This is a genomic window from Burkholderia sp. AU33803, from assembly GCF_002223095.1.
Lineage (GTDB): Bacteria > Pseudomonadota > Gammaproteobacteria > Burkholderiales > Burkholderiaceae > Burkholderia.
Genome location: NZ_NKFJ01000006.1, coordinates 2,212,715 through 2,227,749 on the forward strand (window position 1 = coordinate 2,212,715; position 15,035 = coordinate 2,227,749).

Annotated in this window: 11 protein-coding genes and 1 pseudogene; 7 read left to right on the forward strand and 5 right to left on the reverse strand. The window is 67.4% G+C overall.

Annotated features, from left to right (window positions below; translation table 11 throughout):
* Positions 1-22: 22 nt before the first annotated feature.
* The gene (locus tag CFB41_RS27230; protein ID WP_089458601.1) at positions 23-946 is read right to left on the reverse strand and encodes an AraC family transcriptional regulator; all 924 of its coding nucleotides are present in this window, start codon (positions 944-946) and stop codon (positions 23-25) included.
* 467 nt (positions 947-1,413) lie between these two features.
* Here CFB41_RS27230 and CFB41_RS27235 point away from each other — a divergent pair, with 467 nt between their 5' ends.
* The 4 genes and pseudogenes from CFB41_RS27235 to CFB41_RS27250 all read left to right on the forward strand — a co-directional run.
* The gene (locus tag CFB41_RS27235; RefSeq protein WP_006480868.1) at positions 1,414-1,875 is read left to right on the forward strand and encodes a (2Fe-2S)-binding protein; all 462 of its coding nucleotides are present in this window, start codon (positions 1,414-1,416) and stop codon (positions 1,873-1,875) included.
* 2 nt (positions 1,876-1,877) lie between these two features.
* Positions 1,878-4,088 (forward strand): xanthine dehydrogenase family protein molybdopterin-binding subunit, encoded by a 2,211-nt coding sequence (locus CFB41_RS27240; protein ID WP_089458602.1) that lies wholly within the window; start codon positions 1,878-1,880, stop codon positions 4,086-4,088.
* A 466-nt stretch (positions 4,089-4,554) separates the two neighbouring features.
* Positions 4,555-4,953, forward strand: a complete 399-nt coding sequence (locus CFB41_RS27245) for a winged helix-turn-helix domain-containing protein (RefSeq protein WP_089458603.1) — start codon at positions 4,555-4,557, stop codon at positions 4,951-4,953.
* Between the two features lie 512 nt (positions 4,954-5,465).
* Positions 5,466-5,657 (forward strand): annotated as a pseudogene (locus tag CFB41_RS27250) (lytic transglycosylase); the annotation flags it as partial.
* Positions 5,658-5,676: 19 nt separating this feature from the next.
* Here the strand turns inward: CFB41_RS27250 and asnB are convergent.
* A complete protein-coding gene (asnB, locus tag CFB41_RS27255) occupies positions 5,677-7,644 on the reverse strand; it encodes an asparagine synthase (glutamine-hydrolyzing) (RefSeq protein WP_089458604.1) in 1,968 nt (655 codons plus the stop codon).
* A gap of 265 nt (positions 7,645-7,909) precedes the next feature.
* The gene (locus tag CFB41_RS27260; RefSeq protein ID WP_089458605.1) at positions 7,910-8,743 is read right to left on the reverse strand and encodes an autoinducer binding domain-containing protein; all 834 of its coding nucleotides are present in this window, start codon (positions 8,741-8,743) and stop codon (positions 7,910-7,912) included.
* Positions 8,744-9,026: 283 nt separating this feature from the next.
* Here CFB41_RS27260 and CFB41_RS27265 point away from each other — a divergent pair, with 283 nt between their 5' ends.
* Positions 9,027-9,932 carry a LuxR family transcriptional regulator gene (locus CFB41_RS27265; protein ID WP_089458606.1) on the forward strand — a complete coding sequence of 302 codons (906 nt, stop codon included), beginning with the start codon at positions 9,027-9,029 and terminating at the stop codon, positions 9,930-9,932.
* A 127-nt stretch (positions 9,933-10,059) separates the two neighbouring features.
* Here CFB41_RS27265 and CFB41_RS27270 read toward each other — a convergent pair whose 3' ends face one another.
* Complete coding sequence (locus CFB41_RS27270; protein ID WP_089458607.1) at positions 10,060-11,706, reverse strand: NRAMP family divalent metal transporter; 1,647 nt, start codon at positions 11,704-11,706, stop codon at positions 10,060-10,062.
* A 119-nt stretch (positions 11,707-11,825) separates the two neighbouring features.
* The gene (locus CFB41_RS38310; RefSeq protein WP_179243746.1) at positions 11,826-11,963 is read right to left on the reverse strand and encodes a hypothetical protein; all 138 of its coding nucleotides are present in this window, start codon (positions 11,961-11,963) and stop codon (positions 11,826-11,828) included.
* 1,124 nt (positions 11,964-13,087) lie between these two features.
* On the opposite strand from CFB41_RS38310, the gene CFB41_RS27275 reads away from it, so the two are divergent.
* A complete protein-coding gene (locus CFB41_RS27275; RefSeq protein WP_089432988.1) occupies positions 13,088-13,357 on the forward strand; it encodes a hypothetical protein in 270 nt (89 codons plus the stop codon).
* Between the two features lie 125 nt (positions 13,358-13,482).
* Positions 13,483-14,970: a carbohydrate porin gene (locus tag CFB41_RS27280; protein WP_089458608.1), complete on the forward strand. Its 1,488-nt coding sequence runs from the start codon at positions 13,483-13,485 to the stop codon at positions 14,968-14,970.
* Positions 14,971-15,035 lie beyond the last annotated feature (65 nt).

Genomic DNA, 15,035 nt, shown 5'->3' on the forward strand with positions numbered 1-15,035 from the left:
CCGGCTTTCCGGCGATCCGCCGTCAGCCGAGCAGTTCCTTCCTGCGCAGCTGCACGACGTCGCGCATCGGCGGCGCGCCGAACAGCCGGCTGTATTCGCGGCTGAACTGAGACGCGCTTTCGTAGCCGACGACGGCGGCCACCGACCCGACGTCGCCGCCCTGCCGCAACAGCAGCCGCCGCGCCTCGTGCAGCCGCAACTGCTTCTGGTACTGCAGCGGGCTCAGCGTCGTCACGTGCTTGAAATGATGATGCAGCGACGACACGCTCATGTTGACCGCCTGCGCGAGCGACTCGACGCGCATCGGTTCGGCGAAGTGATCGCGAATCCATTCGATCGCGCGGGCGATCCGGTGCGTCTGGCTGCCCGCGATCGCCATGTGCCGCAGCCGCGTGCCCTGCCCGCTCGTCATCAGCCGGTACAGCAGTTCCTTTTCGATCAGGGGCGCGACGACCGCAATGTCGGCCGGCGTATCGAGCAGCCGCATCAGCCGCAGCGCGGCATCGAGCAGCGGCGGCGTCAGCTCGGCGAGCGCGATCCCCTCGCCTTCGGGGCCCGCATCGGGTTCGGGCAGCCGCATCTCGGCCGCGAGTTCGACGATGCGCTGCGGATCGAGCGTCAGCGACAGGCACAAATACGGCGCGTCCGGCGACGCGCTCGTCACGCGCGACAGGATCGGCAAGTCGATGGAGGTAATCAGGCAATTCTGCGCGTCGTACTCGTAAGCCTGACCGGCCACGATCACGCGCTTCGAGCCTTGGGCGGCGATCACGAGCGCGGCCCGCGACACGCCGCAGCCGAGATCGACCGGCCGCGTGTGCCGGTGCAGCATCAACCCCGGCACGGCCGTTGAATGCGAGCCGTCCGCGGGCGCGAAGCGGCTGATCAGCGTCGCCAGCTCGCGCTGCCCGGATTCGCGCGACGTCACGATATCGGTCATGTCCATGACGCTTCCTCGATCAATTTCCTCATGTCGCGGGAGCATAGCGAAACCGCCCACCGCCTGCCGGGGATTTGCAGGATTGTTCAATAAATTTGCAGGATTGGGTAGACGCAAAAACCAGCTGCTCGCGCACACTCAGGGCCTGCTCACGCTCATAGCGGGCTTGCGAACGTGCGTTGCCGGTCGTAGTGCAAGGAGTGAGGAGCGCCGTTTGGCCAAGCCAAACAAGCGACGATCGACGCCGCAATACGGCCGGCAACGCACGTTCCCCTGTTTTGGATAAATTCATTCGTGGGGCTGGCCCCCAGAAGGGCCGATCGCGGCGTCATGCTCCTTGCGAATACGTCGAGTATTCGCTGCGTCGCATTCCTTGCGCTCGGCCCTTCTGGGGGCCAGCGCAAGCCCGCTATGAGCGTGAGCAGACCCTGTGACCGGGCGTATGCCGGGTTTTCCCCACGGAGACAATCACAATGCCTACCTCCTTTGTCCTGAACGGCAAGAACGTCACGCTCGACGCCGATCCGTCGATGCCCGTCCTCTGGGCGATTCGCGAACACGCGGGACTGACCGGCACGAAGTTCGGCTGCGGCATGGCGCAGTGCGGCGCGTGCACCGTGCATCTCGAAGGCCAGGCCGTCCGCTCGTGCGTGCTGCCGCTCGCCGGCATCGCGGGCAAGCACGTCACGACGATCGAAGGCCTGCAGAGCAAGCCCGCGCAGGCCGTGCAGGCCGCCTGGGTCAAGCTGCAGGTGCCGCAGTGCGGCTACTGCCAGTCCGGCCAGATCATGTCCGCCACCGCGCTGCTCGAACAGAACCCGAAGCCGACCGACGCGGACATCGACGCCGCGATGAACGGCAACCTGTGCCGCTGTGCGACCTACGCCCGCATCCGGGCGGCGATCCACGACGCGGCCGCAACGCTGGGAGCCTGACCATGACGATCGAACTCGACAACACCGGTTCGGTGCGTCCGTCGCGCCGCACGTTCCTGAAGGCCGCGGGCGCCGCGGCCGCCGTCAGCCTGACCATCGGCTTCGACTTCAGCGGCTTCGGCCGCCGCGCGCTCGCCGCGCCCGCGCCCGCCGCCGACTTCGCGCCGAATGCGTTCTTGCGCATCACGCCCGACGGCACCGTCACGGTCATCGCGAAGCACGTCGAAATGGGCCAGGGTGCGTATACGGGCATCGCGACGATCGTCGCCGAGGAGCTCGACGCCGACTGGTCGCACGTGCGCGTCGAAAGCGCGCCCGCCGATGCGAAACGCTACGCGAACCTCGCGTTCGGCACGATGCAGGGCACGGGCGGCAGCTCGGCCATGTCGAACTCGTGGCAGCAACTGCGCGAAGCCGGCGGCAAGGCCCGCGCGATGCTGGTATCGGCCGCGGCGGCCCGCTGGAAGGTGCCGCCGAGCGAGCTGACGACCGCCAACGGCGTCGTCACGCATGCGAAGAGCGGCAAGACGGCCGCATACGGCACGCTCGTCGCCGACGCGTCGACGCTGCCGGTGCCGGACAAGGTCACGCTGAAGCAGCCGGCCAATTTCAAGCTGATCGGTCACGCCATTCCGCGCGTCGACGCGTCGGCGAAATCGAACGGCACCGCGCATTTCACGCTCGACACAACCGTCCCCGGCATGCGCGTCGCGCTGCTGCAGCGCCCGCCCCGCTTCGGCGCGAAGGTGAAGTCGTTCGACGCGACGGCGGCCAAGGCCGTGCCGGGCGTCGTGTCGGTCGTGCAGGTGCCGGGCGGGATCGCCGTCGTCGGCACCGGCTTCTGGGCCGCGAAGCAGGGCCGCGACGCGCTGAAGATCGAATGGGACGAAACGAACGCCGAAAAGCGCGGCTCGGACGAGATCATGCGCGAATACCGGCAGCTCGCCGACAAGCCGGGCACGTCGGCGCGCAAGGACGGCGATGCCGACGCGGCGATCACGGGCGCCGCGCGCAAGATCAGCGCGACGTACGAATTCCCGTATCTCGCGCACGCGCCGATGGAGCCGCTCGACGCGGTCGTCAAGCTGACGGCGAACAGCTGCGAGATCTGGGCCGGCGACCAGTTCCAGACCGTCGACCAGGCCAACGCGGCCCGGACGGCCGGCCTGAAGCCCGAGCAGGTGCAGATCCACACGCTGTACGCGGGCGGCAGCTTCGGCCGGCGCGCGAACGCATGGTCGGACTACGTGGTCGAGGCCGTGTCGATCGCCAAGGCGCTCGGCGCGGACGGCAAGCCCGTCAAGCTGCAGTGGACGCGCGAGGACGACATCCAGGGCGGCTTCTACCGGCCGATGTACTTCCACAAGCTCGACGCGGGGCTGACCGCGGACGGCAAGCTGGTCGGCTGGCGCCACCGGATCGTCGGCCAGTCGATCCTAGCCGGCACGCCGTTCGCGGCGTTCATGGTGAAGAACGGGATCGACGCCACCTCGGTCGAGGGCGCGGCGAACCTGCCGTACGCGGTGCCGAACGTGTCGGTCGAGCTCACCACCACCCAGGTCGGCCTGCCCGTGCTGTGGTGGCGCGTGGTCGGCAGCTCGCACACGGCGTACGCGGTCGAGGCGTTCATCGACGAAGCCGCGCACACGGCCGGTAAAGATCCGTACGCGTTCCGCCGCGACCTGCTCGCGAAGGAGCCGCGCATGCGCGCGGTGCTGGACCTGGCCGCGCAGAAGGCCGGCTGGGATCCGGCCAAGCCGCTGCCGAAGGGCCGCGGGCGCGGGATCGCGGTCGCCGAGGCGTTCAAGAGCTATGTCGCGCAGGTGGCCGAGGTGTCGGTCGACGCGGACGGCAAGGTGAAGGTCGAGCGCGTGGTGTGCGCGGTCGATTGCGGGATCGCGATCAATCCCGACATCGTCGCCGCGCAGATGGAAGGCGGCATCGGCTTCGGGCTCGGCGCGGCGATGCACAGCGCGATCACGCTGAAGGACGGCCAGGTCGAGCAGCGCAACTTCGACGGCTACCACGTGCTGCGGATGGCCGAGATGCCGAAGGTCGAAGTGCATATCGTGCCGTCGGCCGAAGCGCCGACCGGGGTCGGCGAGCCGGGCGTCGCGCCGATCGGGCCGGCGGTCGCGAACGCGATCTTCGCGGCGACGGGCAAGCGGCATTACGTGCTGCCGTTCGATTCGGCGGATAGCGCGAAGGCTTGAGGATGGCCTGGAACGCCGGCCGCGGGCGGAGACGTCTCGCGGCCGGCGTTTTTTAATTCAGGAGGCTGGCAATGTAGGGTTCGATGTCGGCAAAAAACACCCGTAACACATTGATTCGTATGAACAATCCATCGACCCATGTAGGGTTCGATGTAGGGTTCGATATCGGGTTCGCCATTCGGCTGCAGCGGCACTCCGCCGGCCCGCCGCCCGCCTCGCCCCGCACGTTACGTCGGACGTAACGCCCGTAACGTCGCCGGCCGATGCTACGTAACAATCCTTCAAAGTTATCCCGCCCCCGTTTCTCTCCGCCCCGCGCCTCCCGTTAAAATTTCTTTTAAATTCAAGGCTGCCGCGCCGCCTGCACGGGCGCCGCCTCCGGTCGATCCCCGACGATCCGCTCCCTGGCCCGAAAGTTGCAGCACAGGACCCGCAAACACTCCTTTATGGACATGCGAGGGCCACCATGGATTGCAAATACCTGTACATCGACAACATAAAAATCAACTTCGTGCGCCGCACGATCGAAATCGACAACAAGATCATTGATGTGACGCCGCGTGAATTCGACGTCGTCGAATTCCTGCTCGACAACATGAACAAGATCGTGCCGCGGCAGGCAATCCAGGAAGCCGTGTGGGGTCGTGAGCTCGGCGTGTCGTCGCGCACGCTCGACACCCATATCTCGCGTATCCGTTCGAAGCTGCAGCTCGATCACGACAAGAACCTGCGGATCATCCCGATCTACGCGGTCGGCTATCGTCTCGTGCTGTTCGGTGCGGCGATGACGCACGTCGAGCGCCACGAAGCCGCGCCGATCCTGCGCGTGGCGCCGCCGGCCGTGATGGCCGCCGACTACGCCTGACGCTTTCCCCGCGCCGCTCGCACACGGCGCGCCGGTCACGCTCCCCCCAACGCGCTGCGGCGATCCGCAGCGCCTCGCGGCCCGCCCGTCGGGCGCGGCCTGCACGCCGCCCGGCCCGCCAGCCAGTCGCGACCCGACCGCCGCCTCCGGGCGGCGGTCGCTTTTGCGCGCCGGCAGCCGGACGTCCTCGCGCATCACGCTTCGTCGCGCCCGCTCCGTCCATCGCCGCCCATGCCACCGTCCATGCCCGTGACGACGGATTCCGGCGTGACACTCGGCCTGCGTCGTCCCTACAATCGACGCAGCAGCCGCGCGCCCTTCGCGCCGCCGGCCCCGGAACGAACGGAATGACCATGAAAATGCGCGCGTCGCGAACCGTTGTCGCCTGCCTGTATGCGCTGGTTGCGCTCATGTGCGCCACGCCGCCACCCGTTGCGCATGCAGCCGACGACGGCGCGCTGCACGTCGCGTCGATGACGTCCGGCAATCCCGATGAAGATAGCGCCGGGCGCGACACGCCGCCCGCACGCCAGCGACGGATGGATGCCGCCGCGACCACCCCGCCCGAGCGCGCACGCCGGCAGGCGTCGTCCGCGGCGTCCGCCGATCCGCCTTCGTGCCATGCGCGGCCCGTGATGACGATGTGCCGCGGCCTGCACTCGAACGCCGCGAAGCAGCGCTGCATGCGCTGCCTCGACGAGTGACGACGCGCGGTGCACCGCCTTATGCGGCGCGCTGCGCCTCCAGCCACGCCTGGAACATCAGCACCGTCCACAACTGGTGCTGCCAGTTCATCCGGCCGGTCACGTGCTGCCGCCACAGGCGCTCGACCGCGGCCGCATCGAAGAAGCCTTCCTCGCGCAACCGCGACGGCCGCAGCAGCGCCTCGGCCCAATCCCGCAGCGCGCCGCGCAACCAGTGGTCGACGGGCGCGCAGAAGCCCTGCTTCGGCCGGTCGATCAGCGCGGACGGCACGTACCGGTCGAGCAGCCGGCGCAGCAGCGCCTTCGATTGCCCTTCCGGCAAACGCACCGCCGCCGGCACGCGCCACGCGAATTCGACGACGTGATGATCGAGGAACGGCATGCGCGTTTCGAGGCTCACGGCCATCGCCGCGCGATCGACTTTCGCGAGGATGTCGGTCGGCAGGTACGTGAGCGTATCGATCGCCATCGCCTGCTCGGCGAAGCTCAGGTGCGCGGGCCACGCGGATGCGGTGTCGAGCGGCGTCGCCGGCTCCTGCCCCGACAGCGCGAGGCGCTCGGGATGATGCACCGACGACATCAGCAGCCGGTACAGCCCGATGCGGCTCTCGGCCGTCATCACGTGGCCGAGCTTGTGCAGGCGATCGCCGATGCGCGCGGCCGATTCGCGTGCCTCCACGCCGCCCCACGCACCCTGCGCGACGGCCGCGAGCTGGTCCGCATGATCCGGCCGCAACGCATGCAGCGCGGCGGCGATCCGGGCGCGCACGGCGCCGGGGACCCGATGCAGCTTGCGCCACAGGCGCGGCGTCAGGAAGTAGCGCGTATAGCCGCCGAACAGCTCGTCGCCGCCGTCGCCGGACAGGCTCACCTTCACGTGCCGGCGCGTCAGCTCGGACACGAGAAAGGTCGGGATCTGCGACGCATCGGAGAACGGCTCGTCGTAGATCGACGGCAGCTTCGGCACGACGCCGAGCGCGTGGTCGGCCGTGACGTAGAGCTCGGTATGACGCGTGCCGAGGTGACGCGCAACCGCCTTCGCATACCCGGCTTCGTCGTAGCCGGCTTCATGGAAGCCGATCGTGAACGTATCGACCGGCGTCGACGATTGCGCCTGCATCAGCGCGACGATCGTCGACGAATCGACGCCGCCCGACAGGAACGCACCAAGCGGCACGTCGGCCTCCATCTGCCGCGCGACGGCCTGGCGCAAGACCGTGTCGAGCTGGCCGACGGCCTCGTCGGCGTTGCCCTCGAACGGCTGCGCGCGACCGTCCTCGATCGCCTGATCGAGCGTCCAGTACGCACGCAGGCGCGGCGTATCGCGCGCATGCTCGAACTGGATATACGTGCCGGGCGGCAACTTGCGGATGCCACGATAGATCGTATGCGGCGCGGGCACGCTCGACTGGCGCAGATACAGGCACAACGCGTCGCGATCGATCGCGCCGTCGAAGCCCGGATAGCCGCGCAGCGCCTTCAGCTCGGACGCGAACACGAGCGCGTCGCCGATCCGGCCATAGTAGAGCGGCTTCTCGCCGATCCGGTCGCGCGCGAGCGTCAGCACCCGCGATTCGCGATTCCACAGCGCGATCGCGAACATGCCGGTCGCGCGCCGCAACGTCGCCTCGACACCCCACGCGACGATCGCCGCGATCAGCACCTCGCTGTCGGAGTGGCCACGCCACGCCGGTGCGCGCCCCGCGCGCTCGAGCTCCGCGCGCAGTTCGCGATGGTTGTAGATTTCGCCATTGAAGACGATGACGTAGCGGCCGCACGCGGATGCCATCGGCTGTCGGCCGTGGACCGACAGGTCGACGATCGCGAGCCGCCGGTGGCCGAGCGCGATGCCGGCTTCCGGATCGACCCAGATCCCCTGTCCGTCCGGCCCGCGATGCGCGAGGCTTGCCGTCATGCGCGCGAGCGTGCCGCGTGCTGTCTCCTCATCGAAGGCGACGCTATTCAGAAAGCCGTCGATTCCGCACATTGATTTGTCTGCCCCTGTTGACCAGTTCCGTCACGCATGGCGCAACCTCGCGGCCCGCCGTCCGGCGTGACGGTCGAGCCATATTACGAAGAAATAAATCAGCAATAATTCACTGGTGAATGCTGCAATCACTCGAAAAAAACGCTGTCAAGCAGCGTGCGTGCATCACGACGGTACGCGCGGCCGACGTGCCCCGCCGGGCCGGCCACGGACGGGCCGGCCCGGCGATCATCGGGTCACGCGGAAAAACGGGGAACGGACCGCGTCAGGACGGCAGCCGGCGCGCCGCCAGATACGCAAGCTGCGCGCGGTTCTGCACGTTGAAGAGTTTTTCGAGCGAGCGGATATGGTGACCGACCTTGTGCAGCGACGTGCGCAGCGCGCTCGCGATCTCCTGGTCGGACAGCCCATGCACGAGACGGTCGAGCACCTGCTGTTGCTCGTCGCCGAGTGCGAAGCCGCGCATCCGTGCGATGCGTGCCTCGAGGAACGGCAACGCGACACGATGCACGGCGAGGCTCACCGACAGCGCACCGCCGATCACGCGATCGTCGATCCAGTCGGTGCCGTGCGTCTCCGACGTCACGTTCACCGCGACACGCAAATCGAGACGCGGCGCCGACAGCCCGAACAGCACGCCGCTGTTCATCGCGTGCGCGCGCAGATGGCCGGCGAGTGCCAGCATCTTGCGGTCGCCGCTGCCCTGCGCGGCCGCCTCGATCTCGTCGAGCCGCCACGCGACCGGAAAGCCGCTTTGCCGCACCTGTGCGAACCGCGGATCGCTCTCGTAGAGCATCCCTTCGATAAATGGCTGCATGAACGTCGCGGGCGCGAGGTCGCGCAGCAGATGCGCGCACAGGATGCGCCGCCCGATCATTTCGAAAGCGCCGTAACCGAGCGTACTGAAACCGATTTGCCGCAAGCGCGCATGGCATTGCGCGAAATCGACCGGAGCAAGGTCGGTTTTACCGGACTCAATTGGAGCGCCGGTAAAAACGTCGTGCCCGATTGCCTGATATTGATTCGAATAAGCCGCAGTCGTTGCGATATCGGCCTGCGAAAACCACTCGACGCGTGGTGCGCCGTCAGCATATGTCATGAGGAGCCCGCCCTTTCCCAATATGTGAACCTGCGCCCCGTCACGATCTGGTCTTTTCTTTTTGGATTGTCTGGTCTTCGTTATCGGCGTGCGAATAGGAATCTTCCGCCGCCATTAGTATTACGGCATATTACGCATACACAGGCATTTTTGTACAATGCCCCCGCGTTTCGTCAGGGATGACGATCGGCGCATATCACACGATGCTCGATCGCACCGCCACGAACGCCGTACACGATACGGCCGCCGCCAGGCGATGCGCGTCGATTCCGAGGGATGGCACATGTCCGATATTGCATTGCATGAAGAAGCGGTCGCCCCAACCTTTCCCCGCCCGACGCACGGGTTGAACGCGTGCCCGGACGTGCTGCGGGAGCGCCCCGTGCAGGTCGTCTGGTGCGACGACGTGAAGCGCGGCGAGCTCACGCAGCCGCACGCGCCGAAGCTCGGCGTCGCCGATACGCTCGCGCACGCGCAGAGCACGGCCGAACGCAGCCGCATCGTCGCGAGCCTGCTGCACCTGACGGGCTTCTCGACGTTCGCATACTTCGCGCTCGAATTCGCGCATGAGCGCGTCGAAAGTCTCTACCTGCACGAAGCCTTCACGCCGGCCACCTATCGCGGCGACTACGTGCGGCACAGCCATCACGACATCGACCCGCGCACGCTCGGCGCGCGCGTGTGCAACATGCCGATCGTGTGGGACCTGCAGCAGTTGCGCCGCGAACACCGCGAGCGCGACGCCGGCCCGCGCGCGACGCCGGCCGCGCTCGACGGCTTCCTGCAAACGATGCAGGACGACGGAATGTGCAGCGGCATCATGTATTCGATGGCCGTGCCCGGCACGCGGCTGCATGCGTTCATGAGCTTCACCGCGCCGCGCCGCACGCGCGAATGGATCACGCCGGCGACGATCGAGCAGGCGCTGTCGATCGGGCTGTCGGTGCACAAGTTCGCGTCGCCGCAGCTGATCTCGACGTCGCGCGAGCGCGCGGTGAACGGGCTCACGCCGTTCGAGCAGGAACTGCTGCTCGGCATCGCCGAAGGCGCCTCCGACAAGGAGATCGGCCGGCGCCTCGACACCAGCGCACACAACGTCGACTATCACCTGCGCAAGCTGCGCAAGCGCTTCGGCGTCGCGAACCGCATCCAGCTCACGTACCTGACGTCGAAGCTCGAGCTGATCTGACGATCGCGCGGCGTGCGCGGCCTGTCGCAAACGGACGCGTAAACGCACATGCCGGCCTCGCGGGCCGGCATGTACGGGTTGCGGCGCGGTGCCGGGTCCGGCGCCGCTTCCTGGAAGACGACCTGCGTTACTTCAGCAGCGTCATCTGCACCACCTTGACGATCACCAGACCGACCGCGATCACGAGATAGCCGCGCAGCACGGCCATCCACACGCGCGTCGTCATCGTCATCTTCTGCGGCTCGAGCGTCTCGAGCGGCGGCATGCGCCACGTATCGCGCTGCGTACGGTCGACGCCCGGTTCGACGACACGCTTGTTGCGGCGGATCAGCACCGTCGCAAGATAGCCGACGATCGCGAGCACGCTGCCGCCCACAAGCACGTCGAGGATCGCTTCGCCGCTGATGTCCGGATACATCACCGATGCGGTCAGGATGATCGACAGCATCACGAGCACCCAGATCACCGCGCCGGTGAACACGTTGAGCTTCGTCGAGTTGATCCACGGGCCGAGCACCTGCTTGTCGTTGCAGAGCAGCAGCAAGAATACGGTGGCGCTCGGCAGCAGCACGCCCGCGAGCGTCTGCACGGCTTCCGTCAGCAGGCCCAGCGGGCTGCCCGGGATCAGCACCAGCGCAGCGGCGGCCGCGACGATGCCGAAGTAGACGAGATAGAAGCCCTTCGCGTCCGACACGTTGCGGTGCAGCGAGTGACGGATCTTGAACACGTCGCCGATCGCGTAGGCGGTCGACAGCGAAACGGCCGCCGCGCCGATGATGCACGCGTCGAGCAGCGCGACGGCGAACAGCGTCGCGCTCGTGCGGCCCGAATACTTCTCGAGGCCCGCGATGATGCCGCCGGCGTCGGTGAAGTTGCCGAATTCCGGATGGCCCGAGAACAGCTGGGCCGAGAACGCGATCATCGCCACTGCGCCAACCAGCACGAAGGCGATGCCGATCCACAGGTCCGCCTTTTCATACTTCATGAAGCGCGGGGTGATGCGCTTGTCGATCACGTAGCTCTGCTGGAAGAACAGCTGCCAGGGGGCGACGGTCGTACCGACGATGCCGATCACGAGCAGCATCACGTCCGACAGCTTCGAATGCGCGGGCCAGTTCGGGATGAAGAAATCGCGCGTGATCTGCCCGACCGGCGGATGGATCGCCACGAGCACCGGCACGAGCAGCAGGCTCAGCAGGCACAGCCCGATCGCGAACCGCTCGAAGCGCCTGAAGTCGCCGGTACTCACCGCGGCCATGGTCAACGCCGCGGCCACGCACACGCCGGCCACCTTCGGCAGCCCGAAGAAATCCAGCACGAACGTGATGCCGATGAACTCGGTGACGATGGTGAGCGCATTGAGCAGGAACAGGTCGATCACGCTGAACGCGCCCCAGAACTTGCCGAAGCGCTCGAAGATCAGGCGGGCGTGGCCGACGCCCGTGACCGCGCCGAGGCGCAGCACCATTTCCTGGTTCACGTACAGCACGGGCACGAGCAGCAGCAGCGTCCACAGTAGCGTCGTGCCGTAGTTCTGGCCGGCCTGCGTATAGGTGCCGAATGCGCCGGCGTCGTTGTCGCCGACCATCACGATGAGGCCCGGGCCGATGATCGCGAGCAGCGTGCGCAGACGCGCCCACCACGTGCCGCGTGCACCGGTGTCGTGGCGTGCGATCGTGCCGAGCGCGCCGCGGATATCGCCCAGGTGGGCTTCGTCGAGCACGGCGCTGCGTTCGGCGGCGATCGGTGGAGAAACGTTGGATGGCGTGGACATGATTTATTCCGTACGGCTAAGGGTTATCTGAAGAGCGTGTGACCTTGGAATACGCGCGGGGCGGCCGCGCGATGGCGGCCGTGCGTGCGCATGCCGAGGCGCGCTCGGTACTTCCTGCTTCAGTGGATCAACGATTTCAGCTGGTTCAACAGGCGGGCGAACACCCGCGGACGGGCGTCGAGCGTCAGCATCGCTTCGTAGTGGTTGCGCGATTCGGTGACGTGCGGGAGATTCGACAGCAGAAGGCCGAAGTTCATGATCTGGCTCCGTGCGGCGACGGCAGGCTGCCGGCCGCGTGTGGGGCGCGGGGCCAGTCCGGGGCCTGAACGACGTGTCAGGCTAGTCGGCCGGATTGTCCCTGCGACCCGGGTTCAAAAGGGTCTGTGCGTGCAACGGGCATAAGGGACAACTGTCACTGTCGTTCATGGCGGCTCCTGTGCGGTGTTCCGGAGAACACGGTTGACCGCCGTCAGGCGGGCGGGCCGGCATTCGCGATGCCTGAAAAGGCGTGCGCGAACGCGGCCGCCTGCCGGGCGGCGGTGAAACCGGCGGGCGCATGCGAAAACGCATCACGCTAACCGGCGCGAATCAGGGTGCACGTAGGGGGTTACTGCGGAATACTGCTGCGCGCACCGTTTGCCTGGGAGACAAACGGCGGCTTCGATGAGGCGCGGACGTCGGTCGCTCAGGCGGAAATTTCGTTCGAAGATCGACTACTGCAGGCGTCCAAGGCGGCGGCCCCAAGAGTGAAGATGGCGGATTCTATGGACGGCCCGAAAGTGAAGTCAACCCCTCGAAACCCCATTTCTCGAAATAAATTTCGCGCGTCGCGGCACTGAAAGAATTGCCCTTGAAAACACGTGGCGCAACCTTTCAGGGCATGCGGTGCAGCCGGGAGGCGATGCGTATGAACAACGCGGCGGCGCGTCCGGTCGCGCGCCTTCGTTGCCGATCCGTTGCCGATCCGTTGCCGATCCGTTGCCGATTCGTTGCCGATTCGTTGCCCGCCCCGTGCCGGAACGGGCCGCCGAAGTGCCCGCGCAACGTGCGCCATTTTTTATGCGTTTTTTACTTGCGCTGCAGCAAACGACGCGAATACAATCCGCCGCAATTCATCAAGGGAGTCCCTCCGTGGACACATGCTCTAGTTGCAGTTCGATGCCGGTCCAGGCCGGCCAAGCCATCGCGAGATAGCAGCCAGACGCATGTCTTTCGCCGCTAACTCGCATTCGTCGGGTTAGCGCGCTTCCTCCCGAGCCGGTCATCGCCGGTTCGTCCGTTGCACGCTCCGTTACGTTCCACCCTCCGATCGCGGGCCGCGTCATGCGCCCGCGCTCGACCACGTCGTCCGGCCCGAGCCGGACACGACGGAGGCAGCGTCATGTTTTTTCAATCGTTCGCGGTCAGACTCAAGCGCATCGTGCATGTCGCATGCGACCGCTCATTCGTCTCCGGCCTGTCGCCGCTCGCCCACGCGTTCAGCAACTGGCGCGGCACGGCGCTCGCCCACGTGCCGGCGGCGCCCCGCCCGCTCGACTGCCTGCTGGTCGCCGTGATGGCCGCCGCGGTCGCCCTCGTCGCGCTGCTGTGCTCGGCCGCGCCGCGCCTCGGCTTCGCGCAGGTGGGCCGCATCGGCGGCTGGCTGCCGTAAGCCCCGCCGGCGTGCGGCAGCGCCACGCGCCAGGTGCCGCCGCGCGACCGTCTCGTCTCGCCACGCTTCCCGCAACACGTTTTCGTTTCTTCAGCCTAACTAATCAAACCGCCAACGGAACCCACATGAAGAACTACCTCGAACCCGTCCCGCGCAAGCTCCGCGTCAATGCGCTCGCCACGCTGCTGCTGTCGCTCGCCGCCACGTCCGCGTTCGCGCAAGCGTCGTCACCGGCCGCGGCCGAACCGGCGGCCGGCGTCAGCGACGCCGCCGCGCCCGCACAACAGGCCGCCGATGCTGCCGCGCCCGCCCCCACCGGCTTCTGGGAGCGCTCGAACCTGCTCGGCAACATGGGCGGCCTGCGCGACGTGCTCGGCGATCACGGCATCACGCTGAGCCTGCAGGAAACCAGCGAGTACCTGTACAACACGTCGGGCGGCACGCATCGCGGCGGCGCGTACCAGGGGCTCACGCAATTCGGTTTCAACGTCGACACGGGCAAGGCGGTCGGCCTGCCGGGCGGCACGTTCAACGTGTCGGCGCTGCAGATTCACGGCACCAACCTCACGCAGCGCTATCTGCAGACGCTGCAGACCGCGACCGGCATCGAGGCGAATTCGACCACGCGCCTGTGGGAACTCTGGTACCAGCAGTCGCTGCTCGACGGCAAGGCCGACGTGAAGGTCGGCCAGCAGAGCGTCGACCAGGAATTCATGGTGAGCCAGAACGCGGCGACGTTCATGAACGCCACGTTCGGCTGGCCCGTGCTGCCGTCGACCGACCTGCCGGCCGGCGGCCCTGCATATCCGCTGTCGTCGCTCGGCGTGCGGCTGCGCGTGAAGCCGTCCGATGCGTGGACCGCGATGGTCGGCGTGTTCGACGGCAACCCGGCCGGCCGCAGCGACGGCGATGCGCAGGTGCTGAACGCGCACGGCACCAACTTCAACCTGCGCAGCGGCGCATTCGTGATCGGCGAAGTGCAGTACGCGCTGAACGCGCCGCCCGCCGATCCGAAGGCGCCGCAACCGGCCGGCCTGCCGGGCACGTACAAGCTCGGCTTCTGGTATCAGTCGCAGCATGCGAACGACCCGCGCTACGGCACCGATGGCCTGTCGCTCGCGGATCCCGCCAGCAACGGCATTGCCGCGACCCATCGCGGCAACTACTCGTTCTACGCGGTCGCGGACCAGATGGTATGGCGGCCGTCGGCCGACAGCCCGCGCTCGGTCAACGTGTTCGCGCGCGTGATGGGTGCGCCGGGCGACCGCAATACCGTCGATTTCGCGGCGAACGCGGGCGTGACGCTGAAGGCGCCGTTCAAGGGACGCGACAACGACGTCGCGGGCATCGCGGTCGGCTACGCGAAGATCGGCTCGCATGCGCGCGGCCTCGACGGCGACACCGGCGTCTACACGACGCCCGGCTATCCGGTGCGCCGCGCGGAGACGGTCGTCGAAGCGACGTACCAGTACCAGGTCACGCCGTGGTGGCAGCTGCAGGCCGACCTGCAGCACTTCTTCCGTCCGGGCGGCGGCATCCCGAACCCGAACGCGGCCGGCGCGCGCATCGGCGACGAAACGGTCGTAGGCGTGCGCACGACGATCACGTTCTAACGCGGGCCCGAAGCAAACACGGGCCGGACGGCCGCTTGCGCGACAGTCCGGCCCGTGCGTTCTCT

What these genes read in the sequence shown, in the direction of transcription:
- CFB41_RS27230 (WP_089458601.1), bottom strand. Translation starts at nt 946, where the DNA reads ATGGACATGACCGATATCGTGACGTCGCGCGAATCCGGGCAGCGCGAG.
- CFB41_RS27235 (WP_006480868.1), top strand. Translation starts at nt 1,414, where the DNA reads ATGCCTACCTCCTTTGTCCTGAACGGCAAGAACGTCACGCTCGACGCC.
- CFB41_RS27240 (WP_089458602.1), top strand. Translation starts at nt 1,878, where the DNA reads ATGACGATCGAACTCGACAACACCGGTTCGGTGCGTCCGTCGCGCCGC.
- CFB41_RS27245 (WP_089458603.1), top strand. Translation starts at nt 4,555, where the DNA reads ATGGATTGCAAATACCTGTACATCGACAACATAAAAATCAACTTCGTG.
- asnB (WP_089458604.1), bottom strand. Translation starts at nt 7,644, where the DNA reads ATGTGCGGAATCGACGGCTTTCTGAATAGCGTCGCCTTCGATGAGGAG.
- CFB41_RS27260 (WP_089458605.1), bottom strand. Translation starts at nt 8,743, where the DNA reads ATGACATATGCTGACGGCGCACCACGCGTCGAGTGGTTTTCGCAGGCC.
- CFB41_RS27265 (WP_089458606.1), top strand. Translation starts at nt 9,027, where the DNA reads ATGTCCGATATTGCATTGCATGAAGAAGCGGTCGCCCCAACCTTTCCC.
- CFB41_RS27270 (WP_089458607.1), bottom strand. Translation starts at nt 11,706, where the DNA reads ATGTCCACGCCATCCAACGTTTCTCCACCGATCGCCGCCGAACGCAGC.
- CFB41_RS38310 (WP_179243746.1), bottom strand. Translation starts at nt 11,963, where the DNA reads ATGAACTTCGGCCTTCTGCTGTCGAATCTCCCGCACGTCACCGAATCG.
- CFB41_RS27275 (WP_089432988.1), top strand. Translation starts at nt 13,088, where the DNA reads ATGTTTTTTCAATCGTTCGCGGTCAGACTCAAGCGCATCGTGCATGTC.
- CFB41_RS27280 (WP_089458608.1), top strand. Translation starts at nt 13,483, where the DNA reads ATGAAGAACTACCTCGAACCCGTCCCGCGCAAGCTCCGCGTCAATGCG.